Origin of the sequence: Paenibacillus sp. FSL R10-2771 (assembly GCF_038000205.1) — a bacterium.
GTDB classification, from domain to species: domain Bacteria; phylum Bacillota; class Bacilli; order Paenibacillales; family Paenibacillaceae; genus Paenibacillus_AQ; species Paenibacillus_AQ phytohabitans.
Map to the genome: position 1 here is coordinate 5,538,355 of NZ_JBBOBM010000001.1, position 20,302 is coordinate 5,558,656.

The following is a 20,302-nucleotide window of genomic DNA, read 5'->3' on the forward strand; positions in this document are numbered from 1 at the left end:
AATTTAGTTTTCTTACGATCATCAGCGGTTGTAGTCATCAGCGCAGTCCTATTCCCCCGCGCAATTCTTCCATTATTCCTGGAACTGCTGAAGGTGAGACCGGATGGCCTGAGGCCACCCTACGCTCGGCTTCAGCCATTGTCTGTCGCTTCAAATAATCCCGAAGCGCCAGTGGATAGCTGCTCAGGGCAGCGTTCACGGCGAGCTGCATCTCATCCGTCCACAGGATTTCAAATTCGTTCCGGGCTTCCCCGAAGCTGAAGGCCTCCCCATTATTATGAAGCCCGCCACGCAGCAATCTTGTGAACACTTCATCTATGGTATTGGCATTTATCACTACACCGTAGCATTCACGAGCCTGCTCCACCGACAAAAGCCCTTTCTGCACATCGTTCAGTACGAGTGCCGGGTCCCGTTCATACGGACTTCCATATCCGCCGCCGCCCTGGGAGAGGAAAGTCACGGTATCCCCCGGCTGGAGCAAAAGCTCGTCAATCCGGCCAAGGTTACGTTCATCTGCCCGGCCTTCATTCAAAATCGCTTCTCCATGCTCTCCTACACCGCCTCCCAGACGGCCCCAGGGCTGGAATTCCATCCGTTCCATATTTCTTGCGGTCATTACGGTATCCGGACTGAGGATTCTAACGCGCAAGTCAATGCCGCTGCCGCCTCTGAATTTGCCGGCTCCGGCTGAATCCGCCCGCAGGCCGTAACGTTCAATCAGTACCGGCATCTCCGCCTCAACGGTTTCAGCCGGGATGTTCCGCAAATGGCCTACGGCAAAATCCATCCCGTCAATTCCGTCCTTCATCGGTCTGGCCCCCGATCCGCCACAGACCGGCTGGATCACACCGACTTTGCGCTTGCCGTCGGAAGCATCGGTCATCGCCATCATGACAATACAGGCTTGGCCCGCTCCCGCAGCCGGCACTTTACTGCTCTGCGCCTGGCTCAGCGCACCGGTAATGACATCCATCACCCGGATAAAGGTCGCTGCTCTCGCACCTACCGCCGCCAGCGGTTCCGGATTAAGCACCGATGCCGGGGGCGCGTAGTTGCGCACCATCCTTACCATCCCGGAATTCCAGGGAATCGTCGGATCCAGGGTCCGGAAGTAGCGGATCAGCGCAGGCACAAGCATATAGTGACCCTGCTGGTTATGCGTCGGAATATTAAATGAGGCTCTAACCTGCGGGTCGGTTCCGCTAAAGTCCAGATGGATATCCGTTCCGGTAATTGTCATCCGGCAACGCAGCCGGATCGGATAGCCGCCAGGACCCTTTTCCAGGTAGTCCCAGAAGTCATAGGAGCCGTCGGGTATGTCCTGAATGATCGTCCGAGCTTTAAGCTCAGCATATTCAAGCAGATTCTCGATGCCTTGTTCCACTTGCTGTGCACCATATCTGACGATCAGCTCCTTCAAACGCTGCTCCCCTCTATTCAGCGCAGCCATAAGCGCCTTGAGATCTCCAAGGTTCTGCTCAGGAATCCGGCTGTTGTCCAGCAGCAGCCGGAGCACCTGCTCATTAAGCTGGCCGGCTTCATACAGTTTGACCGGTGCTATCCGGATGCCTTCCATATGAATGTCATACGCGCTTGGCGACACACTTCCCGGAACCTTGCCGCCGACATCCGAGGAATGCACGAAGCAGAGGCCGAAGGCAATAATCCTGCCGTCATGGAAATAGGGTTTAATCAAGTGGATATCCGGAAGATGGGTAACCATCCCCCCCGTGGTATAAGGATCGTTGCAGATGACCATATCACCATCCTGCCAATGGTCGATTGCCCGGATGGTGGTAGCCGCAGGAATTCCCAGCGACAGGTTGTATCCCGTATCCAGCGGGGAACCGAACGTCTCACCTTCCGGGGATAACAGATAAGTACCGAAATCTCCTGTTTCTTTGACAAAGGCGGTAAAGCCGGTTCGCAGCACGACGTTAGCCATTTCCTCTACGGCAGCCTGAATCCGGTTGTTGAAGATCTCCAGGAAGACTTTATCCGTAATCATTAATCTGCCTCCCCGATAATATTTCCGTAAAGATCACCGTGTATCGTGTAACCGGAAGGAATAAAGACCGTCGTATCATATTCCTCAAGGATAGCCGGACCGGAAACCCGGCTATCTGCTGTCAGATGCTCCCGGCTCAGCACCTTGGCCTGATATTCCTGTCCATCAAATGAGATTCTCCGGGCTTCAATAGGTTTCTCACTCGCTTCTGCCTGTGGAAGAATTGCCATGGTCTTGCCCGGCAGAAGCCCGACGATGCTTGCCCGCAAATTGACGAACATGACTTCCGCCTCTGGCTGGCTGATGCCAAAGACAGACTCATACTGTCCGTGGAACTTATTCTTGGCTTCTTCAGGTTCGGAAATCTCAGATTCGGAAAGCATGACCTCCAGATCAAATGCCTGTCCTTCATACCGCATATCGGCACTGTAAATGACATAGGTACCTTCCAGCTTCACTCCGCCCCGGGCCTCTTCTTCGATCCAGCGGCGGCCTTGCTGCTCCAGCGAGGAGAAACGGGTCTTGAGTTCATCCTCAGCCAGTCCACGGCTGCTCTTGTGGAGCGTGAAAACAAAGTCATTACGCAGGTTCGCAACCGTACAGCCCATTGCACAAAGTGTTCCGGGAGATGGTGGAATCAGCACCCGGCGGATGCCAACCTCACGCGCCATCAGAAAAGCGTGCATCGGGCCCGCTCCGCCATAAGCTAGCAAAGTGAAGTCGCGGGGATCGACTCCCTTTCGCGCCATCAGCGGTGAGAATTGGGCATACATATTGGCGGTAGCCACATCCAGAATAGCTTGCGCAGTCTGGGTGGCATTCAGCCCAAGCTGGTTGCCCAAATGTGTAAGCGCCCGTTCAGCCAGTTCCGGGAAGAGGCGCATCTGACCGCCAAGAAAGCGGTCTGCCTGCAAAATGCCCAGATGGAGATAGGCATCAGTGGTTGTTGCCTGCTCACCGCCCCGGTTGTAGCAGGCCGGTCCCGGCTTGGCGCCTGCACTGCGCGGCCCTACCTTCAGTACCCCTACCGAATCAACCCAGGCTATGGAACCTCCGCCCGCACCGATAGCGGTCACGTCTATTGCCGGAATAATGACCGGGAAATCACCCACTTGATTCTCCGTAGAGTAGGCAGGTTCTCCGTCAATCAAGGCGACATCTACGCTTGTCCCACCCATATCGAAGGTAACGACCTGACTGATCCCTGCCTGTTCCGCAATATAGGTTGCACCGATTACGCCGGAGGCGGGTCCAGACAGGAGTGTCCTTACCGGTTCAGCTGCAGCACGGGCGGCAGTCATCATTCCTCCGTTCGACATCGTGGACAGCAGCGTAGCCGATACTCCGTATTGTCCAATTCCGGCTTGCAGACGGTTGAAATAAGAACCCATCCGTTCGCCTACATAAGCATTCATCACCGTGGCGAGTGTACGCTCGTATTCACGCTGCTGCGGCCAGATTGCGCTGCTTCTGCAGATGAACAGCTGCGGATGACGCTCACGGATCAGCTGTTCAGCCAGTTGCTCATGTCCAGAATTGGCATAAGAGTGCAGGAAACTGATTGCCAGAGCTGTAACGCCGTCCTTCACCAATTCGTCCGCCGCCCGAAGCAGTTCCTCCGGGTCCAGCTCCGTCAGCACTCTGCCGTCTGCAAGCTGCCGTTCATTAATTTCTTTTACAAGCTGGCGGGGGACAAGCGGCTGCGTTTTATCCCCATAAAGGTTAGTGGTATTCTCAAGCCGCAAGCGGCGTATTTCGAGCACATCCCGGAAGCCTTTGGTCACCAGCAGCCCTGTTACAGCACCACTGCGTTCGATCAGCGTGTTTACCCCGAGTGTAGTACCGTGCACGAAAAGTTTGATGCTGCGGGTATCTACTCCCTTGGACTGCAGTTGCTCTAATGTATTAAAAATCGCCTGTTCGGGAGCATCGGCTACGGAGGGTGTTTTTAGCGCAGCGACAACCTGTCCATGTCCGTCTGTTACGATGGCATCCGTAAAGGTTCCGCCGATATCGATGCCTAAGCGGTAATTAATTTCCACGAATTCCACTCCTTCATTTAGGGCATTTACAAGCTATGCTGTTCCTGATTTTGTATAGCGTAATAACGTTTGACATCCTCAATCATTTGATTAATATGCATCACCATAGCTGCCTCCGCCTGTTCAGCAGAACCTGCAGCAACGGCATCCAGAATTTTACGGTGATCCACGACAAGCTCGCTGCCCACCTTGCGGCGGATATATGCAGTTTCCAGGAAATCCCTCCCCGTCTGCCACACCAGCTGAGCCGCATGGAGCAGTACCTCATTGCGTGCTGCAAGCGCAAGTAAAGTATGAAATTCACGGTCTTCTTCATACGGAATGATATTCTGAGACAACAGTTCGTGCTGGGTGGCAATAGAAGCTTCAAGCAGCTTTATTTCTTCTTTTGTCGCCCGCTGTGCAGCCAGTGAAGCAATTTCCCGCTCCAGCGCCCTTCTGGCCACAAGCACATCCAGCAGCGCGGATTCTCCCGAATTATTCAATAGCTGCAGGAGCTGAGAATTCACATTTTTCTGCTGCAGCAGCTTTTCCAGATAGGCAACGCGACCGTTTCCCTTGTCCGTCAGAATACGCCCTTTTCGCCCTTCAAGGGCCGTGTAGCCCTCGATATCGAATTCCATCAGCTTGCGTCCGATGGTAGCTTGGCTGAGATTATATTTTTTTCCTAGCGTATGTACCAGGGTACTGGCACCAAGTGGAGCTTCGGCATTCCCCAGAGCCTTTAAGAATTCATACTCAAGCTGTAGAAGCTGCGATTCCAATGCCACTCTATTCATCCTTTCAGTGATACTTGTATTTTCGTTGTTACTCATTGATGATTAATAGGATTATAACTGCAAGAAAGCAAATTATCAACTATTCACACCATTTTAGTATGAATAAATTTTAATATAATAAAAGCAACTCATCCGCAGACAAGTCGCTTTTTGAACTCTTTTTTGGACCTCACTGAGAACTATTCAATCCAAAGTGTTCAGTATGGTATGAATAACACTTGTTAATTTCCTTTGCTCTGTTGCTGTTTTCACCATCGTCCGCAGTCCTAACCAGGCATTCATCAGATAATGAGAAATGGCCTCCGGCTCCAGTGAGGCTTCTTGCCTTTCAACTAATAATCTCAATTTCTTGTTTTGAGTAGACTCATACCGCTTAAGTGCCTTCATATACAAAGCGTGCTTATCGCCAAAAGTATCATAGATACTTCTTCTGTGGATTCCCATAAAATCTACTAGATCCTGCATGGAGGTTTTCTCATAACCTTGCTTCATATTCACCCTTTAAAAGTAATTAATGGCGCACAAATTTAAGTTGTACGCCATTTTTCTTCCATAAAATATTAGCCCTTCTGCAATTCCAATTCTTTCAACGTAGGATAGTCCGTATAACCCTTGCTTCCACTACCATAAAATGTTGCAGGATCTGCTTCATTTAATGGAGCGCCTGCTTTAAGTCGTTCCACAAAATCCGGATTAGCCAATGACCATACCCCAATAGGTGCCAGATCAGCAAGACCACTCTCGATATCAACACCAATATTCTCCAGTCCCCGTCCAGCCCGATTGACTAACAACGGATTCTTCCACAAGGAACGTATATCCTGAAGCAATTCTTCATTGCCGAGGTGCATCACATGAAGATACGCTAAATTCAGTTTCGCTAATTCTTGCGTTAAGTAACGGTAAAGATCAGGACCTTGTTCGCCATCTTGAATCCCGCCAAGAGGGGTCCCTGGCGAAATGCGGAAGCCGGTTCTCTCTGCCCCGATCTCGTCAACGATGGCTTTGGCTACTTCAATCGCGAAGCGAGCTCGATTTTCTATTGATCCACCATATTCATCCGTACGTTTATTGGAATTTTCACCGATAAATTGGTTGATTAGATAACCATTTGCTCCATGAATTTCAACGCCGTCAGCGCCTGCTTCAATAGCAGCGGCCGCAGCTTTACGATAATCTGCAATGGTTATTTGAATCTCTTCTTTACTCAACTCACGTGGTACGGGGATATCCTGCATGCCTGTAGCCGTAAACGTTTCTACTCCTGGTGCAATTGCAGAGGGTGCAACGGGCTGCCGGTGATGAGGCGTATTGTCAGGGTGCGACACACGACCGACATGCATTAATTGAATATAAATATACCCGCCTGCTTCATGCACTGCATCCGTAACTTTCTTCCACCCTTCAATATGCTTCTCCGTATAGATCCCAGGTGTTCTTAAGTAACCTTGACCATCATCGGATGGTTGTGCACCTTCTGTAATAAGAAGTCCCATCGATACTCTTTGAGCATAATACAGGGAGCTTAATTCTCCCGGTGTACCATCTTCCTCTGCTCTGCTGCGTGTCATTGGTGCCATCGCCAAGCGATGCGGTAATTCCAGATTGCCAACTTTTGTTTTAGTCCACAGTTTTTCCATTATTAACACTCCTCTTTAAATTTGTTTAACAAGAAATTATGATTAAGTAAGATGTGGGTATATTGCAGCAACACCACCTGCAAGTCCACCTTGTATCATTCGGCTGTTATCATCAGCAAGAATTTCAAAGCTGCCAGATTCGATGCCATCAATAGCTATTTTTGCGATATCTGAAGGGTTGGATTTGGGAGCATCTATACCGGTTGTCATATCTGTCTCCATAAAGCCTACATGTAATCCAGCTACTCTAATATTACGAGGATACAAGTTTAAACGTAAATCGTTCGTCAATGCCCATGCTGCAGCCTTCGCAGCTGTATACGCACCGGAAGCTCCCATACTAAACCAAGATAGTACGGATAGAATATTCAAAATCGATCCTCCCCCGTTTTTTTCAATGATTGGTGCAAAAGCACGAACCATGGACAGCGTACCGAAGAAATGCGTATCAAATTCCAATTGTATTTTCCCCACATCTCCTTCCAGCAAAGAAGCGCCTGTAGATGATCCTGCATTGTTGATTAAAAGCGTAACATCTTTAGCAAGGATTGCTGCTGCTGCAACCTCATCCGGTTTTGTAACATCAAGCTTTACAGGTGTAACTCCAGGAATATCAATGGTCTCCGGATTTCTTGCACCAGCGTATACTTTAGCCCCTCTGGATAGAAGTTCAAGAGTAAGCTGACGGCCCAGACCCCGGTTTGCTCCAGTGACAAATGCTACTTGTTCAGAAATGTTCATTGTATTAGCTCCTTTTTGTTTTGATTACAATTCTTCATTCAAGGGATAGAACGGCGTTCTCATTCTAGAACGATCATACTAGAATAAACACAGGCAATTATACTAATATCTTTCTAGGCTGAATCTTCAAATTAGCTTAAGTATAAATAATTACTTAGATAAAAGTTTAATCGATAAATTGGCTAGACGGTGTAATTTTTCTTTACGTATGGAGGTCCTTGTCATTACCCTTAACCCTACATAAACTGCATGCAGATGTTCCGCTAGATCGTTGGCATTATAATCTGAGCGAAACTCTCCATCCTGCTGTCCCCACAGAATAATATCTTTGAACAGCTGTTCTGATAATGTAAACAATTCTGTGGTCTTTACATCCACCTCAGCATCACGCATTGCCAATTCCACCGCTGAATTCACCATCAAACAACCTGAAGGTGAATCTTCTTCACCACATATCACGAAACTAAAAATAAGCTGAAGTGCCTCAGTTGCAGTCTTAGAGCGTTTAACTTCTCCTACAAGCTCAGCACTTACTTTATCGCGAAATCGGTCCATTGCTTTTAGAAACAGCGTATGCTTGTCGCCAAAAGTGTCATATAAACTTCTCCGATGGATTCCCATCTGCTTGACCAGATCCGTCATAGATGTCTTCTCGTAACCCTGTTCCCAAAAAAGCTTCATCGCCTTTTCTAATACCACGTTCTCTTCGAATTCTTTGCTTCTTGCCATTCTATTCCCTCCCTGTTAATCAATATAACATATTGAGAACGATCGGTAAAGAATTTTATGAATGGTAAAAACCATTAAGAATCCCTACTAATTCACACTATTCTCGTTTAATTTGATTTAAGAAGCATTTGACCCCAAGTATGCGTAATGAAATCCGGAGCGAACTTCATGGAAAAGCGCATAACCTTAGTAAAACCTGCATTTACGCGTATTTTGTTTTTTTCCATCCCTTTAATACCGACTTTAACAAGCTTCGCTAATGGCAAAGAGATCACCTTATTCATGAAACCTTCGTCAAAAGTGTCCGTGAGATTAGTTTCAGAAATAACAGGTGGACAAAGTTCCATCACATGAATGTTTTTTCCTTTGGCCCGGATTTGCTCACGTAATGCATCACTGAACATGTGGATGCCAGCCTTCGTTGCAGAATAAGTCGGTGCGTTGGCAACTGTAATATTAGCAAGTAGTGAACTAACGTTAACAACCATTGCCTCCTGTTGTTTGGCTAACAGTGGCAACAGAGCCTTGGTGATATAGATTGTCCCATTCAAGTTTGTGGCGATTTCTGCGGTTATGTGCTCGTAGGTAATAGTTTCATCAAACAAGTCAAATTCGTGTATAATACCAGCGTTATTGAAAATAATATCCAGTTTCGGATAGTGAATCGTCAGTTCTTTAGCAAGCTGCTCAACGCTTTTGGGATCACTAACATCTGTCGTCATCCCGATAAGTCCGGGATTGTTCTTTACTATCTGGTCGATGCGTTGTTGTGAACGCCCCGTGATAATCACAGTATTTCCCATGCCGAGAAAACTTTTAGCAAAAGCAAAACCAATCCCGGAGGTCCCACCTGTCACCAATATCGTTCTATTTTTTAATTTCATTCTGCATCATCTACTTTCAATATGACTTTCCCTTGGCTATGCCCTGTCGCAATCTTAGCAATCGCGGCATTCACTTGTTCAAAGGGGTACTCGGAATCAATCACCGGCTTAATGTTTGTTTTTTCAAGATACTGTGTGAAAGCTGCTAATTGCTGACCATTCGACTGCACGTATAAGAAGTCATACCTTTTCTTTTGCCATTTGGCAATTCCATCAAAAGGTGCTCCCAGTAAACTGAAGAGAATCTTCTTCGCCGTTGCCAAGTCTGTGCTTTGATTCGCGAATCGGGCATTGGGACCAGCATTTAACGACAGTAATTTGCCGCCAGGCTTCAGTATCTTAATTTGTTTACTAAATTCGCCGGCGCCCCGCGTATCAATAACATAATCATAGCCTGTCAGTATGTCAGTATAGTCCTGCGTTGCATAGTCGATAAACTCATCTGCCCCGAGTCGCTCCGCCAAGGCACGTGCTGATCCACTACCACTAACGGTCACAAACAGCCCTTGTGACTTCGCGTAAGGAACGGCCATCTGACCAAAGCCTCCCGTACCGCCGGGGATAAATAATTTACCACCTTGACGAGTATCTAAAATAGCTAGCGCCTGAACGATCGTCAAAGCAGACAATGGCACGGCCGCTGCTTCTTTAAAAGAAAGATTAGCTGGCATCTTAGCCACAATCGCCGCATCTACTGCGACATATTCGGCAAACGCCCCCATCTTATCTAACGATGGCATGGTGTACACGTGATCCCCTACCTTAAAATCCATAACACCGGCTCCGACTTCGATCACTACTCCGGCTAGCTCGTTGCCCAGAGTCAATGGAAAGTCGTAATGATCAAACAACTTAACTTTGCCTGTAATCGCCAAGACAAGGTGTGGATCAACACCTGCTGCCTTAGTCTTGATTAAAACCTGTGTTGGTGTGATGGATGGAACAGCGACTGTGTTAATTTGTGCTTCCAGTATCTTGGAATACCGCGAAATTTGTGCAGCCTTCATAAGGTAACACCCCTTAAAATCGGATAATGACTTTTCCTTTAGGATGACCTGTAGCAACAAGCTTTAGTGCTTCATTGATATCATCAATGTGGAATTCTGTGGGGTCCACCGCTGGAACAATCCCGTTATCTTCAATAATCTTCGTAATTTTCTTTAATTGATCGCCATCGCTGCGAACAAAAATGAAATGATATTGAATCTTCTTTTTCTTCGCTTTGTGATCATACTTGGCCCCGGCAATGGTGAAGAGCTTTTGTTTCCAGCCTGGCAAGCCCATATGCTCGGCGAAACGTTTGTTAGGGCCGGTCCGCAGGGAAAGAAGGCGACCGCCTGCTTTGATAACCGAAAGTTCATGATCAAATTCGCTTGGTCCCAAGGTATCCATCACATAATCAACATCACGAAGTTGTTCCCAATAGTTCTCCATCGTGTAATCCATATATTGGTCTGCTCCAGCCGCCATTGTCCGTTCACGTGCTTGCGGATTTCCACTAACGATGACCTTCAGCCCCATGCTTTTGGCGATAGGAATGGCCATTTGGCCAAATGAACCAGAACCCCCGGGAATAAACACGCTTTCTCCAGCTTTGGCAGCCAATTCTTCATGCAAACCTTGATAAGCAGTCAATCCTGTTAATGGAGCAGCAGCACCGGTCACAAAATCCAGATTAGCGGGCAAGTGCCCGATGGCATCCGCATGAATCGCCGCGTATTCCGCAAAGGCACCGATTTTTTGTAGTGGCAGGCGTGAATAAATGGCCTCACCAACTTCAAATCCCCGGACGTTTTTACCGACCTTTTCAATAACACCCGTCAGCTCATTACCGAGTACTAATGGAAACTCATAATCCTGAATCAGCTTGACGCTTCCGGTCCCGATGAGCAATTCCAAATGATTAACCGCCGCTGCTTTCACCTTGACCAAAACCTCGTTTTCACTTATTTCCGGGACTGGAATATCATTGACTTCTACCGTGAACTTTTTTGAATACTTGGTAATCTGCGCCGCTTTCATAATTAATAGCCTCCTATGTGCTGAGTAATAAGTAACATTTTATTGTTTTTGTAACTTATGCATCAAGCATAATATCAAAGGTTACAAAAGTCAACAATTGTTACCTAACATTTTATATGATAAAATAGAGACAGGTGTATAAACGATTGATAAGGAATTTATCGAAGAAAGAAGGGTTGGAAGCGCGGTGGCTAAAATCACACAAGAGCTCATTATTGAAACAGCGGAGGCATTAATTGAACGCACGGAAAAATCCGAAGTGACCCTTTCACAAATTGCGGATGAATTAAGTATCACCCATGCCGCGCTTTATAAACACTTTAAGAATAAGCAAGAGCTCTGGGCAGCCGTGTCTAAAAACTGGTTCAACCGGATGATTTCAGAACAAATAAAACTAGATAATACAAATTTGATGAATGCACAGGACCTGCTCCATGATTGGCTCTGGGCATTTGCTAACGCCAAAAAACGCGCCTATAACGAAAATCCCAAAATGTTCGCCTTGAATACACAATATGTGGATAGCAATCCCCTGGTGTTACGCGATGTTCTATGGGATTCCTATCAAATTATTGACGGCTTCATGGACTATCACGATCCCCGCTTCGAACGGGCAGAGGCAATTCTCTCCGCATTTGCGGTGTTTAGCCTCCCGTCCTTCAAAGAATCCTGGAATCTTCCAGACTACCAAGACAGGTTCGAACGCATTTGGAATTTAATCAAAAAGGGTCTTTGAATCCTCTAGTTGGATTCAAAGACCCTTTTCACCGTGAATCCCTGGCTTTAATTTTTCACAGCTATAATAACTACAAATCCGCTTTCATCTGGTTCACCTAAAAAACCTTCTGCAGACAAATCGCTTTCAGGCTGTAATCTCCCGCTGCGTCCGCTCTCCCCCTCCGGTATCCAAACCAATCCGCCCGGCCACAACCTCCTTCTCCCGTTCATCGAGAATATCGAGATTACGATATATCTTGCTATTCTCAATCTTCAGATCCCCTTCCTTTATCACATCGTCTGCCTCTGAGCCGAGAGTATCAATCAGCGTAATCTCGTTGCCCTCTTTATCGGTCCCAATCGAATCGTGCAGTGACACGTCCTTTCGGGTCTCTTTCAGCGAACGGAGGTACATCGGTATTCAGAACCATACGTATCATATTATGTTAGTTAATATATCTGATAGTTACCATATATATTATAGATTTTAATAAATATAGTATTTAATCTATATCAGAACTCTAAAAATATATTAAATTTTTAATAGTTATTGACTGATAGAAATAATGATGTTATATTTCCTAACATTAATTAATAAATATACATACAGGAAGAGGAGATTACTGAAATGAATAAGCTGAAACGTCTAAGTAAAACTAAAAGAAATCATTCTGGTTCCCCCCGCTCCGAATATTCACCAGCAAAAAATAATTGGAGTAAAAAGCAATTTATAGCTACGTCCATTGCATTATCTGTTATCGCTTCGAGTGTCATTCCGTTTCAGACCGCTGATGCTTTAACTCGGGTTACTTCAGCAAGCGGCACAGTATGGGAGATTCATGATGTCTTTGCGCCTAGCTTAGACACAGGAAGTTTACGTACCGTTGGTACTACACAAGTACAAGGCTTCGGTAATATCTTCGTTAAAGTGTCGTCGCCTACAGCTTCACTGATGAATGGTCAAATGATGCGCGGGTTTGACTTGAAATACGATGGTGTGAATAGATTCACTTCGACTCAATCTGTAAATCTGGGAAATGTAACGGTTACACGTGATGTGTATGTCGATACTATAAATAATCGTACGAGATTCTTTGATACTTTTACTAATAAAAATGATATGAACGTAAAGGTTGATGTCTCTTTCGGCGGCTCTCTGGGGTATGGTACAGCAGCAAATGCTTCAGTAGTCAAGGCAACCTACTCCAATGATCTGGAGGTGACTACGGATGATTCATGGATTGTTGTAGACAGCAGTGCCAAAGACAATAAGCCGCTGGGCGTTGCAGTCGGGTCTCCACATCCATTTGAGAATGGATTAACTAGCCTAGGCAATCAGCAGCAGAATCCATTCACAACACCATTAGCTAAGTCCGGAAATGATGCGAATTTCTACGGGTTCATTAATACATTAAATATTGAGCCGGGTCAGTCGAAATCCCTGGTGCATTATGTACAAGTGGGCGAAGCCGGTGAAGAAGGCCTGAAGAATCTGGTGACGATGCTAAACGGGCTTAATAGCAAGCTGGATATATCCGGATTAACCAACGCACAAATCCGTTCAATCAGTAACTGGGATATCTCTGCTATAGAGGGACTGGATACTGGAGATCCCCTGGTGATTCCTGAGGCTCCTGCTGCTAAAGCATTCATCACTTCTTCCCCCTATGATGTTACGAATAAATCCATTGCACAAATGCAGCAGGATATGATTAGCGGTAAAACTACTTCCGTGCAAATTACTCAGGCTTATTTGGATAGAATCAAGGTATACGATGAAGGCCAGCTTGGCTTCCATGCCTTCCTGCATGTCTCTGAAACTGCGCTTACCCAGGCACAAGCTGCTGACAACGCCCGCGCACAAGGTGCAAAGGGGGATTTGCTCGGTATTCCCATTGCGATAAAAGATATCTATGATACCAAGGATATGCCTACTACCGGCGGCAGCAAAGCGCTTGAAGGCTGGCGGCCTGATTCAGATGCATTCCAGGTGAATAAGCTGCGGGAAGCCGGAGCTGTCATTATTGGTAAAGTAAATACTTCCGAGTTCGCCAACAGCGGAAGCTTTAGCGAGAGCGGCTGGCAGCAGACATGGAATGCCCTGTATCCATCGAAAACCTCCTTTGGCTCAAGCGGCGGCTCGGCAGTATCTGTTGCAGCTGATTTTGCAGCAGCAGCCATGGGATCACAGACAGGGGTATCTCTCTATGCACCAACTACAGGCGCCAGCTTAAAAAGCTTCCGTGGTACAGACGGCATGGCAAGTACTACAGGTGTATTGCCGCTCACTTGGGGACAGGATTATGCAGGTCCCATTGCTAAGACAGTAACTGACCTGGCCATCATGTTGAATGCTACAACGGGTACAGATCCACAGGATATCTTCACAGTGACTGCCGATGCAGACCATAAGCGTCCGGCTGACTGGAAGGAATCTCTGGATACTAATGCATTGAAAGGAAAGAAAATCGGATATATCCCTGCTTCCTTTGTCTCTAGTTATGCCGATGATGATACCGGACAAGCCGTAATGAATAAGTTCTCCGAGCTTAAGGCAGCGGGTGCGACAATGGTTGAAATGTCAAAAATACCGTCAGCGCCTAGCCGTCCTTCAGGCATTAATGGATCTACTGAAGGTTGGGCGCGCTATATTGAGCTTCATAAGAACTTCCCTTACATTGATGGAGCAAGTGTACTGGCTTCAGATAAGGTGCTTATCTATAATCAAAGAGGATATACAGAGCCTACCCGCATGACTGAACAAGCTGTACAAGATTACATCAAATATAGAACGGACTATAAGGAAGTTATTAAAGGCTGGATGGACGAGAATGGCGTGGATGCTGTGGTTTACGCAGGTTTTATCAGTGACGTATATAACAATGACGCAGCAGCCTCTCAATTAAGCTCTGACCGCAACACGGGCGTATTAACGTCTAATGTCGGCCTCCCTACGGTAGTTGTTCCTGTAGGAACGAACGACAGCGGATATTCCATCTCCATGCAGCTTGTTGGCAGAGCATGGGACGATGCCAAAGTTCTAGGTATGGGCTATGCTCTTGAGCAACAAAGTCAAGCCAGACTGCTTACAGCCTATGCTCCAGCACTTCAATACGTCTCTAACCCTACTAATCCTGATCCAGTAGATAATGAACCAAGCAATCCAAGTCCTGGAGGAGGTACCGTAACTCCCCCGGTAACAGCAACGCCCACACCAACACCGGCTCCTACAGCAACACCAGCACCTGCAGAACCAGCAGCACCAACACCTACGCCGGAAGTTGTCAGTTTCGCAGATACCATTAATCACTGGGCAAAAGCAAGCATTGATGTGCTTATAGCCAAGGGATTACTTACGGGTTATTCTGATGGAACCTTCCGTCCGGATTCAGGGTTGACCCGTGCCGAATCCATCAAGGTCATTGCAACGTACATGGGGCTGGAAGGACAGGCTAGCAGCTTTACAGATGTATCTCCAACACATTGGGCTAATACGTATATCGGCGCAGCAGCCGGAGCAGGCCTGATGAATGGATATAGCGATGGAACCTTCCGTCCGAACGGCAAGATAAGCCGCAGTGAATTAGCGGCACTGATCACTAGAGCCTTTAAGCTTACAGGTACTGGAAACACATCCTTCAAAGATGTTAATAGAAATGCATGGTATTATGATTCCATTGATGCACTCGCATCCAATAATATTATTACTGGCTACGAGGATAGTACCTTTAAGCCTGGAAAAGATATTACCAGAGCAGAGTTTGCAACAATGGTCTCCAGATTACTGGAGACTGCGAATTAAGAAGCTCAAGGAATAAAAGACAAGAGGCTGTCCCAAAAGCAGATATTCTACTGACAAGTCAGATTCTCAAATTTCTCAAAAGCTTCAAACGTTAAAAAAGCAGCGATTCTCCCGTTATTGGAGAATCGCTGCTTTCTGTTTTTGGTCCCATTGCTCAAAGAAAACGCTCCTTTTGAAGTGATTGGGTGGTACCTCCATTTTACCAAAGGACAGTTTCTTTTTGTGATTTTAGAAAGATTTGAAGAACCTTTTCCCGCTTAAACAGCGGAGAGGACGGAACGACCCGCGGAAAAGCGGCAGCGGTCGCCTTGGTCTCCGGATTTTAACCGCTAAGGGAACTAATTGACGGAGTGCACAAAAGGTTTGGCGATTATACCGTATTTCCCTTGGACCATCCCGTCGGTATTTCAAAGCACCGGTTCCTTACAGCTCAGCAGTATATTGATACTTGCGTATACAGGGATAATCGGAATAGCCGGAACATTTGCCTGGTGGAGATATGCGGAGCAGCCGTAAACAAGTGAAGAAACATCTGCTGAAGAGCAGATGTTTTTTATATCACTCCTCATCACTCATAGTGCTCTTCATCGCCTCCTGTTCCCGGAACGCCGAAGGTGTCAGCCCGTACTTTTTCTTGAACAAGGTGGAGAAGTAAGTGATGTTGTATATCCCTACCGATTCACTGATCCTGGCCGCTGTCTCAGAGGTAGAAGCAAGCAGATCCTTTGCTTTTTCCAGCCGGGTGTTGTTCAAGTACTCACTGAAGGATTGCCGGGTCGCTCCTTTGAACAATTTCCCCAGATAGCTGGGTGACAGTCCGGCGATGCTCGACACCAGATCGAGGGAGATGTTAGGCTCGGCATAATGTTCATGAATGTAATTCTGTGCTTTTTCGATGAGAATATTATGCTTTTGAGCATTCAGCCAGTGATTCTTGTCTTCAATTAATGTGCAGATGGTACTGCAATAGCGGTTGAATAGGTTACGGATCTCCGTCAGATCTTCAGCCCGTTCAATATCGGTTATTGCTTGCAGGTAATCATTGAAATTAGAATCCGGCACATGCTGTAAATAATCAAAATGTTTAAGCAAAGACAACATGAGTTGAGTGCTAAAGGTGATGACCTGATGAACGGAACCGCTGGATATTTTATCTATAAATTCTTCGATTGCGCTAACCATTGGTTCCGGCTTGCCGTCCTGTACAGCATCAATCAGCTTCTTCTCGTAGGCGCTGGGGTAACTCAAGGCTGTCAACACATGGCGGCGTGTCGCTATAGCATCCAGAATCGCTTCCTTCCCATAGATGAGCCGGTATTTCACATACTGCTGTGCAGAAGTGTACGAGGACGGAATATTCCCCTTTCCACAGGATATATCTCCTATCCCTATAGATACCGTCACCTTGAAGTAGCGATTCAGGAAGCTTTGAATATTGCGCAAGGCAGGCCCCAGTTCTTCCGGGAGCTGATTGTCCGTGTATTGAAGGATGGCAACAGCTTCACTTCCTCCCATAATGAGAACATCACATGGGCCGATATGCTCCAGCATCTCTTTTGCGATATTCCCAAGTGCGAACCGCAGCAAGGACTGCTGTTTCCCCTCTATCCCCTCCCCTAGTGGTTCAAGCTCATTGATTTTGAATACCAGAACGCCAAAATAAGGCCCTGCTACCTCCTCGCCGATATCCTTAATAATTTCGTTCGAAACCGAGTGCTCCAGTGAATGACCCCGCAGCAAGGCATGCAGGTAATGCTCCCGGACGGTCCGGGACGAGTGGGTAATTACAAACTGCATCGACTTCTCACGTTCATGATAGGACTGGAACACCTCGGTCATCAGCTTGTATTCATCAATAGGCGCCAAACCGGATGCCGGATTGGCCGGGTTAGGCATGACTTTTTCGAGCAGTGCCGATAAGGGTCTATTCATGTTGGAGGTCAAAAGGACAGAGAGCAATAGACCTGCGAGTACAATTCCGGCTGTAACCAGCAGCGTAATCCCCCGGAGCTGGTCAATGTTAGAGATGAGCTCGGAATACGGTGAAACGCTTACAAAATACCAGTCCAGTTCCTCTGACTTCACATAAGTGACCAGATTCCTTTGGTCTGAAATCGTTGTGGTGAAGCTGCTCTCCTTATGGTTCTCGATTAATATCTTCCGCACATACTCCTCTTCGGATAAATCCTCCAGAAACAGGTTGGAATCGGTATGAGACAGCACCTTACCTTCATTATTGATTACAAAAACATTATTAGCGGCGTCCGCGTTGCTAATCTTGCGGATGGTCGTCAAAATCGACTGCTCCTCCACATTGATATAGATCAGCGGATTGCCTGTGGTCCGGGGTGAGAAATTCGGGTACAGCAAGAAGGTCAGGAACTGTAATGACTTCCCGTTGTTGCGGCCCGGGGCTTTCAGACTGCGCGGATTGAACTCCATATACTGCTTCGCGCTAAGGGTGGTAAGAGAAGAATCAAACGGAAGCCCGGCTGTATCAATGGTAGTTCCTGTAGAAGGCCGATGTATTCCGATACTGTGTATATATGGGTTCACATTTGTAATTTGTTCGATCTGCTGAAAAATATGATAATTGCTTACCTTGTCCTCCACCGTCTCATTCAGAAATGACAGGATTTCCGGTTGAATAAGCAGTGTATTTCCTATAGTGATGACCTGATTATAGACTACATCGGAGGCGTAGGTAACCTGGGATAACATCGCCCGGGAATTACGTTCTATCTCCTTTATGGCACTTCTGGAGAACAGGGAGAAAAGTACACCGGATAGCAGGCTTACGGTCAGAAGAACGAGAAGGAAATATGAGATGGTGAGCTTTTGAAATGCCTTGTATCGAACAAGCCGGTTGATGGTTGTCCGCATGCTGAATTCCTCCCAACACTGCTCGTTATCATTTCTAAACTATAGTACATTTTGGGCCGAAAAGGTACTGAATCAGGCCAAAATGAAAGCCATTCCGTTTTTTTGAAAGCCTTGAATTTGAATTTGAAAGCGTTATCCTGGTTTTGAAATAGACACTTTGTGATGCGATGGCTAATCTGGAATCAAGGCAATCGTCATTTATAACAAATGGGGGGAACAGGAATTGAGAAAAAAACGGCGTCCGGGATTAGGCATTCTTTCTGACATCCGCAGGAATGGTACATCCTATTTGTTGGTTTTGCCGGCAATGGCCTACACGTTTATTTTCGGCTATATGACGTATCCTTATATGGTCATTGCTTTCCAGCGTTTCAATTATACCAAGGGAATATTTCATAGCGAATGGGTGGGATTCAAAAACTTTGAGTTTTTCTTCCGGTCCAACAAAGCGCTTACGGTCACCTTTAACACCATTTACCTCAATTTACTCTTTATTATTTTTGGTACGCTGATGGCACTGGCCATTTCACTGGTTCTAAACGAACTGCGCAAGAAGCTGTTTGTGAAGATCAGTCAATCCCTGATGTTATTCCCGAATTTCATCTCATGGATCGTCATTAGCTATGTGCTGTATGCGCTCTTCTCAATGGATATGGGAATTGTGAACAAAACGCTGAACCAGCTCGGCATGTCCTCAGTGAACTGGTATACCGAGGCACAGTCCTGGCCGGCGATTCTTACCGTCATGCATGTGTGGAAGGGGGCCGGAATGAGTGCCATTATCTACTTGGCGACCATTACCGGTATCGACGAGACGTTGTATGAAGCAGCCGAGATTGACGGGGCTAACCGCCTGCAGATGTGTTTTCGGATTACGCTTCCGCTGATGATGCCCACGGTTATTATCCTGACGATGCTCTCTGTCGGCAAAATTATGTACGGCGATTTCGGGATGATCTATGCGCTCATTGGTGACAACGGCACCCTATATTCGACCACGGATATCATTGATACGTATGTATTCCGGTCCCTGCGGCAGATTGGCGACCCCTCCGAAGCCATGGCTGTTGGACTTTTCCAGTCGGTCATCGGATTCATCCTTGTCTTTGGGACAAATGCCATTACCCGCAGGTTCTTCAAAGATGGCGCATTATACTAAATCCGGAGGAGTAACTATGAAAAAATTGTCAATCAGCAAGACGGTCATGTACACGCTGACTGCGGTGTATTCGGCGCTTTGCCTGCTTCCGATGCTGCTCGTGCTGATGATCTCCATCACGGATGAGGATGCTATTCTTAAGAACGGCTACAGCCTCTTTCCGGAGAAATTCTCTCTCTATGCCTATAAGCTGATCTTCACGGGCGGCTCCCAAGTCATTCAGAGCTACGGAATTTCTATCTTTGTCACGATCGTCGGTACCACGCTGGCTATTCTGATTACTTCTATGGCAGGCTATACTCTAGCGAACAAAAATGTGAAGAACCGCAATCTGCTGGCTCTTTACTTCTTTATCACCATGATTTTCACAGCCGGGATTGTGCCCTGGTATCTGATGAACCGGTCACTCGGATTAACCAATAATATCTTGGCTCTGATTATTCCATCGCTCCTGTTCAGCCCGTTCAACCTCTTCCTTGTACGTAACTTCATGAACGGAATTCCCGACTCGCTGCGGGAATCAGCCACCATAGACGGAGCGAGTGATATTGTGATTGCTTTTAGGATTTACCTTCCGTTATGTAAGCCGGTACTCGCGACGATTGCCCTCTTCTATGGACTGGATTATTGGAACAACTGGTGGAATGCGATCATGCTGATTGACACCAAAGATTTGTATCCGCTGCAATTTATGCTTCTGCAGATGCAATCGGAGATCAGTATGCTGAACGAGATGGCCATGCTGGCCGGAACAAGCGACGTTACGCTTCCTTCGGAGTCGGTCAAGATGGCGACAGCCATCGTGACGATCGGACCGATCATCTTCCTCTACCCGTATCTGCAAAAGTACTTCGTGAAAGGTCTGGTTATAGGTTCAGTTAAAGGCTGATGTC

The 20,302-nt window shown here is 46.8% G+C and carries 15 protein-coding genes and 1 pseudogene; 4 read left to right on the top strand and 12 right to left on the bottom strand.

The window, feature by feature from the left end; all coding sequences use genetic code 11:
- Positions 1-37: 37 nt before the first annotated feature.
- From NSU14_RS23525 to NSU14_RS23570, 10 genes are all read right to left on the bottom strand, one after another.
- Positions 38-2,011: a hydantoinase B/oxoprolinase family protein gene (locus NSU14_RS23525; RefSeq protein WP_076242468.1), complete on the bottom strand. Its 1,974-nt coding sequence runs from the start codon at positions 2,009-2,011 to the stop codon at positions 38-40.
- On the bottom strand, positions 2,011-4,053 hold the full coding sequence (locus tag NSU14_RS23530; RefSeq protein ID WP_340947461.1) for a hydantoinase/oxoprolinase family protein: 2,043 nt from the start codon (positions 4,051-4,053) through the stop codon (positions 2,011-2,013). Before NSU14_RS23530 ends, NSU14_RS23525 begins: the two co-directional genes overlap by 1 nt.
- Positions 4,054-4,079: 26 nt before the next feature.
- Positions 4,080-4,823, bottom strand: coding sequence for an FCD domain-containing protein (locus NSU14_RS23535; RefSeq protein WP_340947462.1), 744 nt, complete (start codon positions 4,821-4,823; stop codon positions 4,080-4,082).
- A 192-nt stretch (positions 4,824-5,015) separates the two neighbouring features.
- On the bottom strand, positions 5,016-5,324 hold the full coding sequence (locus NSU14_RS23540) for a TetR/AcrR family transcriptional regulator (protein WP_340947463.1): 309 nt from the start codon (positions 5,322-5,324) through the stop codon (positions 5,016-5,018).
- Positions 5,325-5,392: 68 nt separating this feature from the next.
- Positions 5,393-6,472, bottom strand: coding sequence for an alkene reductase (locus tag NSU14_RS23545; protein WP_042134618.1), 1,080 nt, complete (start codon positions 6,470-6,472; stop codon positions 5,393-5,395).
- Between the two features lie 42 nt (positions 6,473-6,514).
- On the bottom strand, positions 6,515-7,213 hold the full coding sequence (locus NSU14_RS23550; protein ID WP_042134616.1) for an SDR family oxidoreductase: 699 nt from the start codon (positions 7,211-7,213) through the stop codon (positions 6,515-6,517).
- 150 nt (positions 7,214-7,363) lie between these two features.
- Positions 7,364-7,942 carry a TetR/AcrR family transcriptional regulator gene (locus NSU14_RS23555; RefSeq protein WP_042134614.1) on the bottom strand — a complete coding sequence of 193 codons (579 nt, stop codon included), beginning with the start codon at positions 7,940-7,942 and terminating at the stop codon, positions 7,364-7,366.
- Between the two features lie 107 nt (positions 7,943-8,049).
- Entirely contained in the window at positions 8,050-8,826 is a 777-nt protein-coding gene (locus NSU14_RS23560) for an SDR family oxidoreductase (protein ID WP_340947464.1), read from the bottom strand.
- Positions 8,823-9,833 carry an NADP-dependent oxidoreductase gene (locus tag NSU14_RS23565; protein ID WP_076242464.1) on the bottom strand — a complete coding sequence of 337 codons (1,011 nt, stop codon included), beginning with the start codon at positions 9,831-9,833 and terminating at the stop codon, positions 8,823-8,825. The genes NSU14_RS23560 and NSU14_RS23565 overlap by 4 nt, the downstream gene beginning before the upstream one ends.
- 13 nt (positions 9,834-9,846) lie before the next feature.
- Positions 9,847-10,848, bottom strand: a complete 1,002-nt coding sequence (locus tag NSU14_RS23570; RefSeq protein WP_340947465.1) for an NADP-dependent oxidoreductase — start codon at positions 10,846-10,848, stop codon at positions 9,847-9,849.
- A gap of 187 nt (positions 10,849-11,035) precedes the next feature.
- On the opposite strand from NSU14_RS23570, the gene NSU14_RS23575 reads away from it, so the two are divergent.
- Complete coding sequence (locus NSU14_RS23575) at positions 11,036-11,584, top strand: TetR/AcrR family transcriptional regulator (RefSeq protein ID WP_340947466.1); 549 nt, start codon at positions 11,036-11,038, stop codon at positions 11,582-11,584.
- 135 nt (positions 11,585-11,719) lie between these two features.
- Here NSU14_RS23575 and NSU14_RS23580 read toward each other — a convergent pair.
- Positions 11,720-11,986, bottom strand: a pseudogene (locus NSU14_RS23580) (RNA polymerase subunit sigma-70); the annotation flags it as partial.
- Positions 11,987-12,685: 699 nt separating this feature from the next.
- Between NSU14_RS23580 and NSU14_RS23585 the strand changes: the two are divergent.
- Entirely contained in the window at positions 12,686-15,367 is a 2,682-nt protein-coding gene (locus tag NSU14_RS23585) for an amidase family protein (protein WP_340947467.1), read from the top strand.
- Between the two features lie 558 nt (positions 15,368-15,925).
- Here the strand turns inward: NSU14_RS23585 and NSU14_RS23590 are convergent.
- Complete coding sequence (locus NSU14_RS23590; RefSeq protein WP_076242461.1) at positions 15,926-18,250, bottom strand: helix-turn-helix domain-containing protein; 2,325 nt, start codon at positions 18,248-18,250, stop codon at positions 15,926-15,928.
- A gap of 223 nt (positions 18,251-18,473) precedes the next feature.
- Between NSU14_RS23590 and NSU14_RS23595 the strand changes: the two genes are divergently transcribed.
- Together NSU14_RS23595 and NSU14_RS23600 are read left to right on the top strand one after the other, a co-directional pair.
- Positions 18,474-19,409 (top strand): ABC transporter permease, encoded by a 936-nt coding sequence (locus tag NSU14_RS23595; protein WP_042134593.1) that lies wholly within the window; start codon positions 18,474-18,476, stop codon positions 19,407-19,409.
- 16 nt (positions 19,410-19,425) lie between these two features.
- Entirely contained in the window at positions 19,426-20,298 is an 873-nt protein-coding gene (locus NSU14_RS23600; protein ID WP_076242460.1) for a carbohydrate ABC transporter permease, read from the top strand.
- Positions 20,299-20,302: the final 4 nt, after the last annotated feature.